Here is a 17,063-nt window from a genome sequence, read left to right on the forward strand (position 1 = left end):
GCGTGCGTCGGCTGCGGCGCGAGGACGAAGTCGCGCGCATCCGCGAACGCCTGCTGCGCTTCGGTTTCCCGCGCGCACGCATGCTGCTGCTCGTGCTCGTCACCGGCGGCAGCGGCCTGCTCGCCTCATGGCTGCTGCTGCGCGCGGGGCTCGTCTCGATGCCGCAGCGCTACCTGCTCGCGCTGTGCATCGCATACGTCGTTTTCCTCGCCCTCGTGCGCGCGTTCGCGCTACGCGGCGACCCGAACCTCGACTTGCCCGGTTCGGGCGACAGCCATGCGCAGGCGGGCGGCCCCGGCGGCACTCACGCCGAAGCGGGCGTCCCTGGCGCGCATGCGCACGGCCCGGGCTGGCTCGACGGCGCGGGCGCGCTCGAAGCCCTGCCGCTGCTGCTCGTGATCGCGGTGATCGCGATCGCATGCGCGTCGCTGTGGATCGTCGTCTCCGCACCGACGCTGTTCGCAGAACTGCTCGTCGATGGCGCGCTGTCGGCGACGCTGTATCGCCGTCTGCGCGTGCTCGAGCGGCGCCACTGGCTCGACACGGCGCTGCGCCACACGATCGGGCCGTTCCTCGTCACCGCGATCGTGGTCGTCGGCTTCGCGTTCGGGGTACAGCACTACCGGCCGCATGCGCATTCGCTCGGCGAAGCGCTCGCGCGCGGGCAGCGACGTCTCGGCGCAATGACGGCTTCGCCCGGCGACGACGCGGCCGCGCGGCTGCAGCGAAGCTGGCAGGCGAACGCGCGCGCTGGACGCGCGCAGTGCACGAGCAGCGCATCGCGAGCCGCCGCGCAGGCACGGATGCCGCCATCGTCGAAGCGCTGCTCGCCAGCGGCGCGCGCCGCATCCTCGACCTGGGCTGCGGCGAGGGCTGGCTCGCGCGCGCTCGCGGCGCGCGGCCTCGAGGTCATCGGCATCGACGCGAGCGTCGCGCTGGTCGACGCCGCGCGCGCGCTCGGCGGTGCACGTTTCGAATGCGCCAGTTACGCCGACCTCGCAGCCGACCCAGTCGCCTACGGCACGTTCGACGCGGTCGCCTGCAACTTCGCCCTGCTCGATGCCGACCTGGACTCGCCGCTGCGCGCCGCGCGCGCATGCCTGCAATCGCGCGGCCACCTCTTCGTGCAGACCCTGCACCCGTTCGCCGTCGAGCCGCCCTACGCCGACGGCTGGCGCGTCGAGCACTTCGCCGGCCTCGACGGTTTCAGCGAAGCGATGCCATGGTATTTCCGCGCGCTGTCCGGCTGGTTCGACGCGCTGCACGCAGGCGGCTTCGCCGTCGACGGCGTGGGCGAGCCGGTAGACCCCGCCTCGGGGCGGCTGCTTTCGCTGCTGCTGCGCGCGTCTTTACAACAATTGCGCGCCGCGCAGTGAACTCGGCGGACGGCGCGCGAGTCCGAGCGCCCATGTCGGCCGTTTTCACGCCACGCCCCTCGTCGCCCGCGCCGGACCGCGCGTTCGAGGCGGACCTGTGCATCCACATCTTCACCGCGTCGGCCGCGCTCGTCGGCGTCTGCCTCACGGTGATCGGCCTCATCCGCATCGTCGTGACGACGACCAAGGTCGGCACGATCGCCGACGACCTGCTCGCCGGCGACGCGACGCTGTTCATGGTCTCGTGCCTGCTGTCCTACTGGGCGCTGCGCGCGCGCAGCGCGCGCCGCATGCACCGCATCGAACAGGCGGCCGACGCGATCTTCCTCGTCGGCCTGCTACTGATGACCATCGCCTGCGCGGTCATCACGTTCGCGATGCTCTGATGCGCCACCCCGTCGTGCACGATCATCGCCGGCCGGCGGCGATAGCGGCGAGCATTCCGCGCACGGGCGCGAATCGCCCCGCCAGCGCAAGCGCCGCGCCGCGTAACGTCGCGACCGGCTCGCTCGCCAAACCGTACACGCGCTCGATCGCGTCGAAGCCGCGCGCGGCCAGCGTGTTGTCGCTGCGCCGCTCGCGTTCGTAGCGGCGTAGCACGTGGGCGGCGCCGAGGTCGCTGCCGCGGTCGCGCGCGTCGCGCAGCACGCGGCGCAGGCAGGCGACGTCGCGCAGGCCGAGGTTCATGCCCTGCCCGGCGAGCGGATGGACGACGTGCGCGGCGTCGCCGGCGAGCACGCAGCGGCCGGCGACATAGCGCGCGGCGAGGCGCAACCTCAGCGGGAACGCGGCGCGCGGCGTGGTGGCGGTGATCGCGCCGAGGCGGAAATCGAACGCGCAACCGAGTTCGGCGCGGAACGCGTCGTCGTCGAGCGCAAGCAGGCGCACGGCGTCGGCTTCCGGCAGCGACCAGACGATCGAACAGCGACCGTCGGCGAGCGGCAGGAACGCGAGCGGACCGCCGGGCTGGAAGCGTTGCCATGCGGTGCCCGCGTGCGGCCGTTCCGTCGCGACGTGCGCGACGACCGCGCGCTGCGCGTAGTCACGGCCTTCGAACGCGATGCCGAGGCGCTTGCGCACTGGGGACTCGGCGCCTTCGGCGGCGACGAGCACGCGCGCGCGCAGGCGCGTGCCATCGGCGAGCGTCGCGGTCACGCCGCTCTCGCCGTCTTCGATTTCCGCGACTTCGCCGGGGCAGTGGATCATGGGCCTGGTGGCAGCGGCATCAGCCGCGATGCTTTTGCGCACGCCCTTCGAATGCTCCGCGGCAGCGCGGGTAAAGCCGTTCCTGCCGACACTGTCTTCGTGCAGGGCCTGCCACAGCGCCCATTGCACGAGCTTGTTCTCGACGATCCAGCCGAGCGCGGCTTCGCCCCGTTCGGCCGCATCGAAATGCAGCTCGCCCGGCGCCAGTGCGTCCCAGACGCGCATGTGCCGGTAGGGACCGATGCGGGCGGCGGCGATCGATCGCCACACGCCGAGATCCTCGAGCAGTGCGCGCGCGTCCGGTGCGAGCGCGACGACGCGCAGGTCGACCTCGTCTTCGGCACGCCACGGCTTCGGCTCGCGCGCCTCGACCAGCGCGACCTCGAAACCGTCCTGCGCGAGGGCGAGTGCGAGCGCACCGCCGACCGCTCCGGCACCGACGACGACGACGTCGAGTTCACCGCGCCGGCTCATGGGCGCAGCCCGAGCATCGACGCGTCGCCGCGGAAACCCATGCCGCGCAGCACGAAGCGGCGCTTGAGCGCGGTGCTGCGTTCGAGCGCGTGGAAACCGAGCGAGCGCAGCACGCGCAGCGGCAGGTGTTCGTTGCCCATGAGATGCACGAGGTCGTCACTGAATGCGGTGGTCGCCGCGCGATCCTCCGCGCGCCGCTCGACGTGGCGCGCGAGGAGCGAAGCGTCGCCGGGATCGGCACCATGCGACGCCGCCTCGCGCAGCAGCTCGGCGAGCGTGAGCGCGTCGCGCAGGCCGAGATTGAACCCCTGCGCGCCGAGCGGGTGGACCGTCTGCGCCGCGTTGCCGACCAGCACGCTGCGCGCGGCGGTCGTGCGTTCGGCCAAGGCGCGCGCGAGCGGATACGGCTTGCGTCGTCCGGGCCGCGAAAGGCGCCCGGCGCGCCAGCCGAAACGCTCGTGCACGAAGGCGATGAAGGCGTCGTCGTCGAGCGCGGCGACGCGCGCCGCCTCGTCCCTCGGCACGCTGAGCACGAGGCCCGCGCGCCGGTCGGCGAGCGGCAACAGCGCGACCGGGCCGGAATCGGTGAAGCGCTCGTAGGCGAGCCCGTCGAGCGGCCATTCCGTGGTCACGGTCGTCACCAGCGCGGACTGCGCGTAATCGTGCCGCTGCACGCCGATGCCGAGCGCGGTGCGCACGAACGATTCGCTGCCGTCCGCACCGACGACGAGGCGCGCGCGGACGTCGCGCGTCGCATCGCCGCTGCGCAGGGTCACCGCGACCCCGTCGGGTCGCGGCGCCAGCGCGACGGCTTGCGCCGGGGCGATGCGTTGCAGGTCATGGCAGGCATCGAGCCGGCGCAGCAGCGCGTTGCCCAGTTCACGCGCCGGCAGCACCGCGCCGAGATCACCTAGGCCCAATTCGGCCGCGTCGAGGCGCACGGCACCGAAATCGCCGCGGCGGCTCACGTGGATGCGCCGGATCGGCGCGAGCGGCGTGTCCGCCGCGAACACGCTGAGCGCACGCAGCGCGTTGACGCTCGCCTGGGCGAGCGCGAGGTTGCGTTCGTCGTAGCTCGGCTGCAGCTCGACGCGCGGCGGCACCGCCTCGGCGAGCGCCACGCCGAGGCCGGCGCCGTCGAGCGCGATGGCGAGGCTGGCGCCGACGAGGCCGCCGCCGATGATGAGGACGTCGAAATCGCTGTTCACCCGCCGATCATACCCGGCGCACAGCCCCGCCATGGCGCGGCGCATCGACGCGCGTTGGGCTAAACTCGGCGACCTGCTTCCAGGGCCTCGAACCATGACCGAAACTGCCTCCCCCCTCGCCAAAGACCTGCGCCTCGGCCTGTTCCTGCTGCTCGGCCTCGTCATGGTCGCCACGCGCAGCCATCACTTCGGCCCGTTGCCGGACGCGTCGTGGGCGATGTTCTTCATCGCCGGCTTCTACCTGTCGCCGGGCAAGCCGCAGCAGCCGGTCACGCTCGCCGGCGGCGCGTTCCGCTGGGCGTTCCCGTTGCTCATGGTGCTCGCGATCGCGGTCGACTACGCGGTGATCAGCGCGCAGGGCCTCGACTTCTGGAGCCATTACTGCGTGTCGCCGGCTTACTGGTTCCTCGTGCCGAGCTATGCGGTGCTGTGGTTCGGCGGCGCCTGGCTGCGCGCGCGTTACCGCGGCCTGCACGCGCGCGAAGGCGCGCTGCTCGTGGCCAGCGCGATCGTCGCCGCGAGCGCGTGCTACCTCGTCTCCAACGGCAGCTTCTACTGGATCAGCCCGAGCGTGCCCGTGCGCAGTTTCGGCGGCTGGGTCGCCAACCTCGGCGATTGGTACCTGCCGTTCATGCAGACGACGCTCGTCTACGTCGGCATCGCCGCGGCGCTGCACGTCGGCGCGACGCTCGCGCTTCGCGCGCTCGGCGGCGCCGCGCAGCGCTCGCCGCAGTCGCACCGCTGAGCGGTTGCGACACTCGCTCGCCGAAGTCGACCCGGCCGTGGGCAACCGCCTTTCCAAGATCTACACGCGCACGGGCGACGACGGCAGCACCGGCCTCGGTGACGGCACGCGCACGGCCAAGGACTCGGCGCGCGTCACCGCCTACGGCACCGTCGACGAACTCAACAGCGCGATCGGCATCGTGCTCGCCTGCGCGATCCCGGAGCGCGTGCGCGAGGTGCTGACCCAGGTGCAGCACGACCTGTTCGATCTCGGTGGCGAGCTGTGCATTCCCGGCATGGCGATGGTGCACGCCGGCGACATCGAGCGCCTCGAGCAGGTGCTCGACGCCTTCAACGAAGACCTGCCGCCGCTGAAGGATTTCATCCTGCCCGGCGGCGGTCTCGCCGCCGCGCATTGCCATCTCGCCCGCACGATCTGCCGTCGCGCCGAGCGCGAAGTCGTGACGCTCGCGCGCCAGGACACGGTCCGCGGCGAGGCGGTGCGCTACCTCAACCGCCTGTCCGACCTCCTGTTCGTGATCGCGCGCGTGCTCGCGCGCGACTCCGGCCACGGCGAAGTGCTGTGGCAGCACGAGCGGCGCAAGCGCGGATAGCCGGGCATCGCAGGCGCAGCATGGCCGGTCGCAGTCACGTCCATTCCGTCCCGATCGCGTCCCGCACCTGCGCCCCGCGCCGATGAGCACGCGTGATGCCCCGGCATGCACGACGGGCGGACTGACGCCCGCCGAGGCGATGGCATTCGTCGCGCAGCACGGGATCGTGCTCGAGGCTGCGCGACGCGGCGCGATCCCCTCACTCGCCGATGCCGTCGCCGGCGAAGCCATTGCCGGCAACTGGTGGGCGCACGCGCAGGGCAAGCTCATCTTCGCCGCGACGCGCGCGGTGCGTGAAGCCGCCGACGTGCTCGTCTGCCGCCTCGTCGACGGCAAGATCAGCTTCGTGCACGCGCGCCTGTGGCCCGCGCTCGCGCGCCTCGCCGACCGGTTCCCGCGCGAACGGCTCGCGCGCCTGCGCGAAGTGCACGGCAGCGACGGCCGGCACCGCGTCGAGGAAATCCCGTTCCCGGACTGGCTCGACGCGGCGACGCTCGCAGCGGGCCGGCGCCTCGACGAAGTCGCTGCGCGCGACGCGCTCGCCGCCGTGCTGGATGTGCCGGCATGAGCGTCGCGCTCTACACGCACGCGAGCTGCCTCGCGCACGACCCGGGTCCCGGCCATCCCGAAGCGCCGTCGCGGCTGGCCGCCGTGCTCGACGCGCTCGAGGACGAGCTGTTCGCGCCGCTCGTGCGCATCGAGGCCCCGCGCGCGACGCGTGCGCAGCTCACGCGCGTGCATCGCGAGGACTACACCGACGACCTGCTCGCGAACGCCCCGCGCAACGGCTGGCTCGAACTCGATCCCGATACGCGCATGTCGCCGGACTCCGCCGAAGCCGCGCTGCGCGCCGCCGGCGCGGCGTGCGCTGCGGTCGATGCGGTCGTCGCGGGCAGGGTGCGGCGCGCGTTCTGCGCGGTGCGACCGCCCGGGCACCACGCGACACCGGCCAGCGCGATGGGCTTCTGCCTGTTCAACAACGTCGCGGTCGCCGCGGCGCACGCGATCGCCGCGCACCGCCTCGAACGCATCGCCATCGTCGACTTCGACGTCCACCACGGCAATGGCACGCAGGACATCTTCTGGGGCGACGCGCGCGTGCTCTACGCGTCGACGCATCAGTGGCCGCACTACCCGGGGACCGGCGCGCAGGACGAGCGCGGCACCGCGGGCAACATCGTCAATGCGCCGCTGCGTCCCGGCGCAGGCAGCATCGAGTTCCGCGATGCCTGCATCCGCACCGTGCTGCCGGCGGTCGACGCGTTCGCGCCGCAGCTCGTGATCATTTCGGCCGGCTTCGACGCGCACCGGCAGGATCCGCTCGCCAGCCTCGAACTCGAAACCGACGACTACGCCTGGATCACGCGCTGCCTCGTCGACCTCGCCGAGCGGCACGCGTCCGGCCGCCTCGTGTCGAGCCTGGAGGGCGGCTACGACCTCCAGGCCCTGCGCGCCTCGACCCAGGCCCACGTCGCTGCGCTGATGGATCCAGCGGCATAACACCGCGCACGGCGTGCGCCGTGTCCGTCGGCAGAGCGACACATCGTTACCCGGCACGCAGCGACTCGGCCGCCGGTCGATCCCGCCGCCCGTCCGGGATGGCCAGGACGGAACCTGTCCCAGGAGCGATGATCATGAACGGACCTTTTCGCAGCCTTTTCGTCCGTGCGTACGCGGGCGCGCTCGCCTTGTCGTTCGCCTCGGCGAACGCACAGACATGCCCGGCGCCGATGGCGATGCTGTGGATGTTCAACCAGTTTTCGGCGCAGACGTGCGGCGGCGAGGCCGCCGGATTGTCCTTGTGCAACGGCTTATTGTTCACGAACGCACCCGCGTTCGTCGCCACCGTGCAGGTCGGCGAGAGCGCCACGGCCGAGCTGAGCCTCGGCGGCGTGGACGCGCTTCCGATGATCATGGTGCTCGTCGGCCCCTCCTGCGACGAGGGCGGATGCGTGATCGGCGATCCGACCACGCCGATCTCGCTGGCGAAGGTGCCCCCGGGCGAATACGACCTCCTCGTGACGACGAGCCCTGCGGATGGCGCGCCCGACGCCTGCGGCCCGTTCACGCTGACCTACATCGGCGACTTCGGCGTGTTCGACCGAATCTTCGCCGACGGCTTCGACTGAGCCGGGAGGCGCGGACGTTTGCCGGGCGGCGCCGGTTTCGGCAAGCTACCGGCTTTGCACCGCCATAGACGGACCTCCGTGCATCCCACTCTCTCCGCTCCCGCCCGGCGTCATCTCGCGCTCGCGATCCTGCTCGCCCTGCCGCTGTCGCCCGCGTGGGCGGTCGATGCGCCGTCGTGCCCTGCCGGGACGCTCAAATGCCCGAAGAAGCCGGTCGACTGGGGCATGTGCGGCAAGAACGACCTGCTCGACTTCTACGTCGCGGGCCTGCCCACGACGGGCGACCGCAGCGCGGCACCGCGTGACGCGAGCGCGCTCAAGGTGAGCACGACCGACAAGAACCACTACGTGCTGGAAGGCAAGGCGGAGATCCGCCAGCTCGACCTGTTCCTGCACGCCGAGAAGATCACCTACGACGCCGAGACGACCGACTTCACCGCGGCCGGCCCGGTCACCTACCAGGACCGCGGCCTGCTGCTCTCGGCCGCGAACGCCAAAGGCAACACCGATCTCGACCAGTGCACGCTCGACGGCGTGCGCTACCAGCTGCTGCAGTCGCGTGGCAACGGCGTCGCCGAGGTCGCGGTCATCGACGACGTCGACCACGCGCGCCTCACGCGCGCGACCTATTCGACCTGCAACCTCCGCGACCAGCAGTGGGCATTCGCCGCGCGCGACCTCGACCTCGACCGCGCCGAAGGCATCGGCCGCGCGCACGACGTCACGTTCCGCGTCCACAACGTGCCGGTGTTCTGGCTGCCGTACCTGCGCTTCCCGCTCGACGACCGCCGCGTCAGCGGCTTGCTTTATCCGACGATCGGCTACGGCGAACGGCGCGGGCTCGACTTCGCGCTGCCGTACTACTTCAACATCGCGCCGAACTACGACGCGACGGTCACGCCGCGCATCATGACCGAGCGCGGGCTCATGCTGGGCGGCGAGTTCCGCTACCTCACGGACGGCAGCAGCGGCACGTTCAGCGCCGACTTCCTCGCGCACGACAGCCGCGCCGCCAACGAATCGCTCGAGGTCGGCGACGAGGTGCCGGGTCGCCGCTGGTGGTACCAGTGGAAGGACACCACGACGTTCAATGCCAACTGGGGCGCTAACGTCAACCTCAACCGCGTCTCGGACGACCGCTACTTCGAGGATTTCGGCCGCGGCCTGTACAGCTCGGCGATCGGTTTCCTGCCCTCGAGCGCGTACGTCAACGGCCACGGCTCGTGGTGGACCGCGTCGATCGGCGGCGATCAGTACCAGATCACCGATCCGACGCTGCCCTCGCAGTACGAGCCGTACCGCCGCCTGCCGCGCATGACGTTCAGCGGCCAGCACGGCCTCGCCGGCCTGCTCGAAGGCGGCATCGACGCCGAAGCCGTCGCCTTCTCGAAGGACCATGCACTCGACGGACGCCGCGTCGATCTCTACCCGCACCTCGACCTGCCGCTCGAGAGCGCGGCGTGGTTCGTGCGCCCGGAACTCGGTTACCGCTGGACGAGCTACAGTCTCGACCACCTCGACGAAGGCGACGACCCCCTGCTGCGCGACCGCCATCCGAACCGCGGCGTGCCGATCTTCAGCGTCGACAGCGGCCTCGTGTTCGAGCGCTCGCTCGACATCGGCGGCGAGGCGTACACGCAGACCTTCGAACCGCGCGCGTACTACCTGCGCGTGCCGTACCGCAACCAGGACGACCTGCCGGTCTTCGACACGCAGGAAGTGCCGTTCAGCTTCAGCCAGCTGTTCCGCAGCAACCGCTTCGTCGGCGCCGACCGCCAGATGGATGCGAACAACCTCTCGCTCGCGCTGACCACGCGCTTCCTCGAGGATGCGAGCGGCGTCGAGCGCCTGTCGGCGAGCATCGGCCAGATCCACTACTTCGACGAGCAGCGCGTGCAGCTGCCCACGGCCGGAGGCGTGCCGCGGCCACCCACCGATTACGACGGTTCGATCTACGCGGGCGAGATCGACCTGCACCTCAATGACCGCTGGCGCATCGTGCTCGACCAGCAGTGGGACCCGAACGCGCACCGCACCGAGCTGTCGACGTTCACCCTGCAGAACCGCTTCGGCGACGATGGCATCGTCAACTTCTCGTATCGCTACCGGCGCGACTTCCTCGAGCAGGTCGACGTTTCCGCCGCGATCCCGCTGACGCCCGCCTGGCGGCTCATCGCGCGCGAGAACTACGCGCTGAACGACCCGCTCGCGAGCGCGAACGATCCGCGCGGACGCGACGGCCGCACGCTCGAGCGCTTCATCGGCATCGAGCACGACACCTGCTGCGTCGCCTGGCGCGTGATCGCGCGCCACTGGATCCGCAGCGCGAGCGGCGAAGCCGACAATGCGATCTACTTCGAGCTCGAGTTCAAGGGCGTCGGTTCGATCGGCCAGCAGACGGACTCGTTCCTGCGGCGTGGTATCCTAGGTTATCAATGACTTGCCGGCTCCGGCCGGCCCGTCCCGTGGCTCCCCCGGAACCAACCGGCGGCGCCGGGGTCGATTCGACATCCTTCGCATTTCGCGGCGTCGCAAGCGCCCTGACCGGAATTCCCATGAAACGAACCCTGCCCGGCCTCGCCCTCGCCTTCGCCCTGCTGACCCCGTTCGCCACGCCCGCGTTCGCGCAGGCGGTCGCGAGCGAACCGATCGACCGCATCGTCGCGGTCGTCGACGAGGACGTCGTGCTGCAGAGCGAGCTCGACCGCCAGGTCGCCGCGGTTACCGCGCAGTTCGCCAACAATCCGCAGCAGCTGCCGCCGCACGACGTGCTCGAGCGCCAGCTGCTCGACCGCCTCATCATGCAGAAGCTGCAGGTCGCGCGCGCCGATTCGACCGGCGTGAAGGTGTCGGACGCGCAGATCGACCAGGCACTCGGCACGATCGCGCAGCAGAACCGCATGGACGTGAGCCAGCTGCGCGTCGCGATCGAACGCCAGGGCATGAGCTACGACGGCTTCCGCGACAACGTGCGCGAGCAGCTCATCATGCAGCAGCTGCGCCAGCGCGTCGCGCAGAGCCGCGTGCAGGTCAGCGACGCCGAGGTCGACAGCCTGATCAGGAACGGCAACCTGCACCCGGGCCAGATGCACATCGGCTATATCATGATCAACGTGCCCGACGGCGCGACGCCCGAGCAGGTCGACGAAGCGCGCGCCAAGGCCGACGACGTCAAGAAGCAGATCGACGAGGGCATGGACTTCGCCGCGGCCGCGATCCGTTATTCCAACGCGGAGAACGCGCTGCAGGGCGGCGACCTCGGCTGGCGCAGCGCCAACGAGCTGCCGCCGGCGATGGTCGACGCCGCCGACAAGATGCAGGAAGGCGAGGTGTCGCGCCCGATCCGCGGCGCGAACGGCTTCCACATCATCAAGCTCATCGGCAAGCGCGATACCGCCACGCACATGGTCACCGAGTACGAGGCGAGCCACATCCTCGTCAAGACGAGCGAACTCGTCACCAACGAGCAGGCCGAGAAGAAGATCAACGAGATCCGCGCTCGCGTCGTCGGCGGCGAGGACTTCGCCAAGGTCGCCAAGGAGACGTCCGACGACGAGCAGACCGCCGGCCTCGGCGGTGACCTCGGCTGGTTCGTCGGCGAGGCCTACGGCACGAGCATCGCCAATACGGTCAAGGACATGAAGCCGGGTGACATCTCGCAGCCGTTCCAGACCAACGCGGGCTGGCACATCCTCAAGCTCGTCGACGTGCGCGAGACCGACAAGGCCGGCGAGATGCAGCGCGACGAGGCGAAGAACATGCTGTTCGGCCGCAAGGCCGAAGACGAGTATGCGAGCTTCCTGCGCCAGCTTCGCAGCGAGGCGTTCATCGAGATCCGCCTGCCCGGCGCCGCCGGCGGCACGAACGGCGGCTGACCGCGCGCGGCATGAGCCTGCCGCGCCTCGCGCTGACCGCCGGCGAACCGGCCGGCATCGGCCCCGAACTCGTCGCGAGGCTTGCCGCGAGCGACCTCCCGGCCGACCTCGTCGCGATCGCCGATCCCGCCCTGCTCGCGCAGGCTGCACGCGCAGCCGGCATCGAGCTCTCCCTGCGCAGCTACGACGGCGCCCCGGTCACGGCGCGCGCACGCGGTGAGCTGCGCGTCGTCGCGACCACGCTGTCCGCAGCCGCCACGCCGGGGCGGCTCGATCCGCGCAATGCGCCGTACGTGCTCGCGACGCTCGCGCGTGCGGCCGACGGTGCCGGCAGCGGGGAATTCGCCGCGATCGTCACCGCGCCCGTGCACAAGGGCGTGATCAACGACGCCGGCATCCCGTTCACCGGCCACACCGAGTTCTTCGCCGCGCGCGCCGGCCGCGACGTCGTCATGATGCTTACCGCGCCCGGCGGCGCGCGCAACGGCGGCGACCTGCGCGTCGCGCTCGCGACGACGCACCTGCCGCTCGCGGCCGTGCCTGCGGCGATCACGCGCGCCGGGCTCGTGCAGACGCTGCGCATCCTCTGCGATGACCTCATCGCGCATTTCCGCATCGCCGCACCGCGCATTGCCGTGCTCGGCCTCAACCCGCACGCGGGCGAAGGCGGCCATCTCGGCCGCGAGGAAATCGACGTGATCGCGCCCGCGATCGGCCAGCTGCGCGCGGCCGGTTTCGACGTGCAGGGACCGATCCCCGCCGACACCGCCTTCGTGCCGACCCAGCTGCAACGCTACGACGCGGTGCTCGCGATGTACCACGACCAGGGCCTGCCCGTGCTCAAGCACGCGGGCTTCGGCCATGCGGTCAACGTCACGCTCGGCCTGCCGTACCTTCGCACCTCGGTCGACCACGGCACCGCGCTCGACCTCGCCGGCACCGGCCGCGCCGACCCCGGCAGCCTCTTCGCCGCGGCCCGCCTCGCGCTGGCCCTTGCGAGAAGCTGAAAAGCAGAAGCGTCCAAGGATTGAAACACGAAGGAAGAGCGAAAAAAGCGTTCAAGAGATTGAAACACGGAGCACACGAAGCACACGGAGAGGAGCAAGAGAACCTTCCTGGCTTTTACTCCGCATGCTCCGTGTGCTCGGCGTCGAAGGCTTTCACTTGATCCGCTTTCCTTCGCGTCCTTCGTGTCCTTCGTGTTTCAGTCATGCCCTGCTCTTTGAACGCGCACATGGGCACGCTCGGCTACGATAGGCGCATGCACGAGACGAACGTTCCGCACCAGCACAAGAAGCGCTTCGGCCAGCACTTCCTGCACGACGCCGGCGTACTCGCGCGGATCGTGCAGGCGATCGCGCCCAGGCCGGGTGAGCGCGTCGTCGAGATCGGGCCGGGCGACGGTGCGCTCACGCTGCCGCTGCTGCGCGCACTCGGGCGCCTCACCGTGATCGAGCTCGATCGCGACCTCATCCCGCGCCTGCGCGCCGCCGCCGAGGGCGTCGGCGAGCTCGAGATCGTCAACGCCGACGTGCTTTCGGTCGACCTCGGCCGGCTCGCCGGCGACGCGTCGCTGCGCGTGGTCGGCAACCTGCCTTACAACATCTCCTCGCCGATCCTGTTCCATTGCATCGGGCAGATCGACGCGATCCGCGACATGCACTTCATGCTGCAGAAGGAAGTCGTCGACCGCATGGCCGCGGCGCCGGGGAGCAAGGTCTACGGGCGGTTGTCGGTGATGCTGCAGCTCGCCTGCCGCGTCGAGCCGCTGATCGAGGTGCCGCCGGGCGCATTCCGCCCGCCGCCGAAAGTCGACTCGGCGGTGGTGCGCCTGCGGCCGCGCCCGCCGGCCGAACGGCCGGATGCGGATGCGGCGATGATCGAGCGCGTGGTCAAGGCCGCGTTCGGCCAGCGCCGCAAGACACTGTCCAATGCGCTGCACGGCCTGCTCGTGCCCGAGCGCATCGCCCTCGCCGGGGTCGACCCGCGCGCGCGCGCCGAACAGCTGGCGCCGGCCGCCTTCGTCGAACTTGCCCGCGTGGCCAGCCTCCCCGACAATCCCCCTCCATGACCGGCAAGAAGCCCTACGACATCACCATTTCCGTCAATACGCGCTTCCTCGACGACCAGTCGGCGCCCGGGGACAACCGCTACGCCTTCGCCTACACGATCACGATCGTCAACGAGGGCACGGTCGGCGCGCGCCTGCTGTCGCGCCACTGGATCATCACCGACGGCAACGGCAAGGTGCACGAGGTTCGCGGCGACGGCGTCGTCGGCGAGCAGCCGTGGGTGCGCCCGGGCGACGACTACGAATACACCTCCGGCGCCGTGCTCGAAACCTCCCTCGGCACGATGCGCGGCAGCTACCAGATGATCGCCGACGACGGCACGCATTTCGACGCGATGATCCCCGCGTTCGTGCTGTCGATACCCAGGACGCTGCACTGACCATGGACGCCGACCTCCGCATGAACCCCGCCCCGCGCGCGCAGCGCCCCGCCGAGCCGGCGCGCTGACATGGCAGTCTGGGCCGTCGGCGACATCCAGGGTTGCCACGACGAACTGACTCGCCTGATCGACAAGCTCCAGTTCGATCCCGCACGCGACACGCTGTGGTTCTGCGGCGACCTCGTCAACCGCGGCGGCCAGTCGCTCGCCGTGCTGCGCACGGTGAAGGCGCTCGGCGAGCGCGCGGTCGTCGCGCTCGGCAACCACGACCTGTCGCTGCTCGCGATCGCCGAGCGCAAACGCGAGGATCAGCAGCGCGTCAATCCGGAATTGCGCGAAATCCTGTTCGCACCCGACCGCGACGAGTTGCTCGCCTGGCTGCGCCGGCAGAACCTCCTGCACGTCGACCGCACGCTCGGGTTCGCGCTCGTGCACGCGGGCCTGTTCCCGCGCTGGACGATCGCGCAGGCGATGGAGATGGCGCAGGAAATCGAAGACAAGCTGCGCAGCGACGGCTACCGGCGCCTGTTGAAGCAGTTGTTCGGCAACAAGCCGGACCTGTGGACACCGAAGCTGCGCGGCGTCGACCGCTGGCGTGCGGGCATCAACGTGTTCACGCGCATGCGCTACTGTGACGTGCGCGGCCGCATCGGCTTCGGCGACAAGGGCGCGCCGGGCACGCAGCGCCCCGGCCTGTACCCCTGGTACGAGGTGCCGGGCCAGGTGAAGCGCGACGTGCGCGTCGTCTGCGGGCACTGGTCGACGCTCGGCCGCTTCGCCGGCCTCGGCGTGCACGCGATCGACACCGGTTGCGTCTGGGGCGGCTGGCTCACCGCGCTGCGCCTAGACACCGAAGAACCCGAGTACGTCACGATCAAGTCGGATCGCAAGCCCGCGCCGGGCAAGGAAATGGACTGACCTCGGCGCTTGCCGGTTGCGTGCGCTTCGGCCTGGCGGGACCCGCGACCGCAGCGTCGCAATGCACCGATGCGCGACGGTCGCGCACAGGCTGCGCCTACAGCGTGTCCTGGTGGCTGGGGGTCCACCGCTGCGCTGCGACGCCGTTGTAGGAGTCCACCCTGTGGGCGACCCGGCGTGCGGCGGAGCTCGAGTCTGGGATCGCACGCATGGGTTGCGCTCCGGTACCGATGCGCCTCGCGGGCGGCGCCTCGCCTCCTGTCGCTCGTCCCGCGCTTCGCTTTCCCCCAGCAGGTACCATCCGGGAAGTGGATGTGAGGTGAAACGATGGCGACGGCGAAGAAGAAGCGATTGAGCGAGCTGCAGTTTTCGCTGGTCGCGCGCGCGCTGGCCGAGCCCCGGCGCTACCAGATGCTGCGGGCGATCGGCGAGCACCCGGAGCCGATGCCGTGTTGCGCGCTGCAGGAAACGCACAACGTAAGCGCGGCGACCATCTCCCATCACATCAAGGAGTTGGAGGCCGCGGGGCTGATCCGCATCGTGCGCGAAGGCAAGTTCGCCCGCCTCAGCGTGCAGCGCGACGTCCTGCGCGCCTACCTCGAACAGCTCGCGGAAATCTGAGCCCTCCCCTTGAAAGCCGTTCCGGCGCCCCCTTGTCGGTACGACGATTAGACACTTGTCTAATCGTCAAACCAATGAAAAGGATCCGACATGAGCAAGCTGGCAGGCAAGGTGGCAGTGGTGACGGGCGCATCGAAGGGCATCGGCGCGGGGATCGCGAAAGGGCTGGCGGCCGCGGGCGCGTCCGTCGTCGTCAACTACGCGACGAGCAAGGAAGGCGCCGATCGCGTGGTCGCGCAGATCGTCGCCGGCGGCGGCAAGGCGATCGCGGTACAGGGCGACGTCGCCAAGTCCGCCGACGTGCAGCGCCTGTTCGCCGAGACGAAGCGTGCGTTCGGCAAGGTCGACGTGCTGGTCAACAATGCGGGCGTGTACCGCTTCGCCTCGCTCGACGAAGTGACCGAGGAGGAATTCCACCGGCAGTTCAACACGAACGTGCTCGGCCTGCTGCTGTCGACGCAGGAAGCCTCCAAACACTTCACGGGCGACGGTGGCAGCGTCATCAACATCAGCTCCGTGGCGAGCCAGCTCGGCATGGCGGGTACGTCGATCTACGCGGCGACCAAGAGTTCGGTCGATGCGATCACGCACGTCCTCTCCAAGGAACTCGGCCCGCGCAACATCCGCGTCAACGCGATCAATCCGGGCGGCGTCGAAACCGAAGGCACGCATGCGATCGGCGTCATCGGCAGCGACTTCGAGAAAGACATGGTCGCCAAGACACCACTGGGCCGCATCGGCCAGCCGGACGACATTGCGTCGATCGCCGTATTCCTCGCCTCGGCGGATTCGGGCTGGATCACCGGTGAGACACTGCGTGCGTCCGGCGGCATGCGCTGACCCACGCTGCAACAGCGCGCGGGCCACGGCTCGTGCGCCGCATCAGCGCCGCGCGTAGTCGACGAAGGTCATCGCGAACGCATGCCGCGCATCGGCGGCGCGCGTTTCGCGCGAGGTTTCGACCCAGTCGCGCGCATCGAATGCAGGGAAATACGCATCGGCGCCCGCGACCTCGGTGTCGACCCAGGTCAGGTCCAGGTGCGTCGCGCGCGGCAACGCGAGCGCGTACACCTCGCCGCCGCCGATCACCGCGAGCTCGCCGGCGTCGCGCGCGCGATCGATCGCCTCGACGAGCGAATGCACGACGCGCTGGCCCGCATACGGCGCGACGTCGCCGCGCGTGAGCACGAGGTTGTCGCGACCCGGCAATGCGCGGCCGATCGCCAGCGCGGTTTTCCGGCCCATCAGCACCGGCTTGCCGAGCGTGAGTGCCTTGAAGCGGCGCAGGTCGTCGGGCAGGTGCCACGGCATCGTGCCCTCGCGGCCGATCGCGAGCCGGCGGTCGAGCGCGGCGATCAACGAGATCTTCATCCGCGTAGTGTGACGGCCCGGCGCGCGGAAGTCAGCGGGCGATGACTTCCGACACTGCATCGCACATGCGGATCGCGTCGAGACTGGCGCCGCC

At 70.4% G+C, this 17,063-nt stretch carries 18 protein-coding genes; 15 read left to right on the plus strand and 3 right to left on the minus strand.

Annotated elements, in window-relative coordinates:
- The first annotated feature begins 2 nt into the window (after positions 1-2).
- Both EV148_RS18640 and EV148_RS06425 read left to right on the plus strand, forming a co-directional pair.
- Positions 3-1,376, plus strand: coding sequence for a class I SAM-dependent methyltransferase (locus EV148_RS18640; protein ID WP_199222722.1), 1,374 nt, complete (start codon positions 3-5; stop codon positions 1,374-1,376).
- A gap of 32 nt (positions 1,377-1,408) precedes the next feature.
- Positions 1,409-1,762: a hypothetical protein gene (locus tag EV148_RS06425; RefSeq protein WP_131995197.1), complete on the plus strand. Its 354-nt coding sequence runs from the start codon at positions 1,409-1,411 to the stop codon at positions 1,760-1,762.
- A 22-nt stretch (positions 1,763-1,784) separates the two neighbouring features.
- Here EV148_RS06425 and EV148_RS06430 read toward each other — a convergent pair whose 3' ends face one another.
- Entirely contained in the window at positions 1,785-3,056 is a 1,272-nt protein-coding gene (locus EV148_RS06430; RefSeq protein WP_131995200.1) for a UbiH/UbiF/VisC/COQ6 family ubiquinone biosynthesis hydroxylase, read from the minus strand.
- The gene (gene ubiH, locus EV148_RS06435) at positions 3,053-4,264 is read right to left on the minus strand and encodes a 2-octaprenyl-6-methoxyphenyl hydroxylase (protein ID WP_241987999.1); all 1,212 of its coding nucleotides are present in this window, start codon (positions 4,262-4,264) and stop codon (positions 3,053-3,055) included. The genes EV148_RS06430 and ubiH overlap by 4 nt, the downstream gene beginning before the upstream one ends.
- A gap of 94 nt (positions 4,265-4,358) precedes the next feature.
- Between ubiH and EV148_RS06440 the strand changes: the two genes are divergently transcribed.
- The 13 genes from EV148_RS06440 to EV148_RS06500 all read left to right on the plus strand — a co-directional run bounded on the left by EV148_RS06440 (position 4,359) and on the right by EV148_RS06500 (position 16,438).
- A complete protein-coding gene (locus EV148_RS06440; RefSeq protein ID WP_131995203.1) occupies positions 4,359-5,009 on the plus strand; it encodes a hypothetical protein in 651 nt (216 codons plus the stop codon).
- 37 nt (positions 5,010-5,046) lie between these two features.
- Positions 5,047-5,604 carry a cob(I)yrinic acid a,c-diamide adenosyltransferase gene (locus tag EV148_RS06445; RefSeq protein WP_131995550.1) on the plus strand — a complete coding sequence of 186 codons (558 nt, stop codon included), beginning with the start codon at positions 5,047-5,049 and terminating at the stop codon, positions 5,602-5,604.
- Positions 5,605-5,686: 82 nt separating this feature from the next.
- On the plus strand, positions 5,687-6,172 hold the full coding sequence (locus EV148_RS06450) for a hypothetical protein (RefSeq protein ID WP_131995206.1): 486 nt from the start codon (positions 5,687-5,689) through the stop codon (positions 6,170-6,172).
- Positions 6,169-7,104 (plus strand): histone deacetylase family protein, encoded by a 936-nt coding sequence (locus EV148_RS06455; protein WP_131995209.1) that lies wholly within the window; start codon positions 6,169-6,171, stop codon positions 7,102-7,104. The genes EV148_RS06450 and EV148_RS06455 overlap by 4 nt, the downstream gene beginning before the upstream one ends.
- Before the next feature lie 134 nt (positions 7,105-7,238).
- Entirely contained in the window at positions 7,239-7,733 is a 495-nt protein-coding gene (locus EV148_RS06460; protein WP_131995212.1) for a hypothetical protein, read from the plus strand.
- A gap of 78 nt (positions 7,734-7,811) precedes the next feature.
- Positions 7,812-10,172, plus strand: coding sequence for an LPS-assembly protein LptD (locus tag EV148_RS06465; RefSeq protein WP_131995215.1), 2,361 nt, complete (start codon positions 7,812-7,814; stop codon positions 10,170-10,172).
- 116 nt (positions 10,173-10,288) lie between these two features.
- Positions 10,289-11,608 (plus strand): peptidylprolyl isomerase, encoded by a 1,320-nt coding sequence (locus EV148_RS06470; protein ID WP_158287349.1) that lies wholly within the window; start codon positions 10,289-10,291, stop codon positions 11,606-11,608.
- 11 nt (positions 11,609-11,619) lie between these two features.
- Positions 11,620-12,615, plus strand: coding sequence for a 4-hydroxythreonine-4-phosphate dehydrogenase PdxA (gene pdxA / locus EV148_RS06475; RefSeq protein ID WP_131995221.1), 996 nt, complete (start codon positions 11,620-11,622; stop codon positions 12,613-12,615).
- A gap of 254 nt (positions 12,616-12,869) precedes the next feature.
- Positions 12,870-13,679: a 16S rRNA (adenine(1518)-N(6)/adenine(1519)-N(6))-dimethyltransferase RsmA gene (rsmA, locus tag EV148_RS06480; RefSeq protein WP_131995224.1), complete on the plus strand. Its 810-nt coding sequence runs from the start codon at positions 12,870-12,872 to the stop codon at positions 13,677-13,679.
- Positions 13,676-14,059, plus strand: coding sequence for a Co2+/Mg2+ efflux protein ApaG (gene apaG, locus EV148_RS06485; RefSeq protein WP_131995227.1), 384 nt, complete (start codon positions 13,676-13,678; stop codon positions 14,057-14,059). The genes rsmA and apaG overlap by 4 nt, the downstream gene beginning before the upstream one ends.
- A gap of 69 nt (positions 14,060-14,128) precedes the next feature.
- Positions 14,129-14,977 carry a symmetrical bis(5'-nucleosyl)-tetraphosphatase gene (locus tag EV148_RS06490; protein WP_131995230.1) on the plus strand — a complete coding sequence of 283 codons (849 nt, stop codon included), beginning with the start codon at positions 14,129-14,131 and terminating at the stop codon, positions 14,975-14,977.
- A gap of 327 nt (positions 14,978-15,304) precedes the next feature.
- Positions 15,305-15,598, plus strand: coding sequence for an ArsR/SmtB family transcription factor (locus EV148_RS06495; protein ID WP_131995233.1), 294 nt, complete (start codon positions 15,305-15,307; stop codon positions 15,596-15,598).
- Between the two features lie 90 nt (positions 15,599-15,688).
- Positions 15,689-16,438: an SDR family NAD(P)-dependent oxidoreductase gene (locus tag EV148_RS06500; protein ID WP_131995236.1), complete on the plus strand. Its 750-nt coding sequence runs from the start codon at positions 15,689-15,691 to the stop codon at positions 16,436-16,438.
- Between the two features lie 42 nt (positions 16,439-16,480).
- On the opposite strand, the gene EV148_RS06505 is transcribed toward EV148_RS06500, so the two are convergent.
- Positions 16,481-16,969: a dihydrofolate reductase gene (locus EV148_RS06505; RefSeq protein ID WP_131995239.1), complete on the minus strand. Its 489-nt coding sequence runs from the start codon at positions 16,967-16,969 to the stop codon at positions 16,481-16,483.
- Positions 16,970-17,063: the final 94 nt, after the last annotated feature.

It is taken from the genome of Dokdonella fugitiva (assembly GCF_004342425.1).
Classification (GTDB): Bacteria; Pseudomonadota; Gammaproteobacteria; order Xanthomonadales; family Rhodanobacteraceae; genus Dokdonella_A; species Dokdonella_A fugitiva.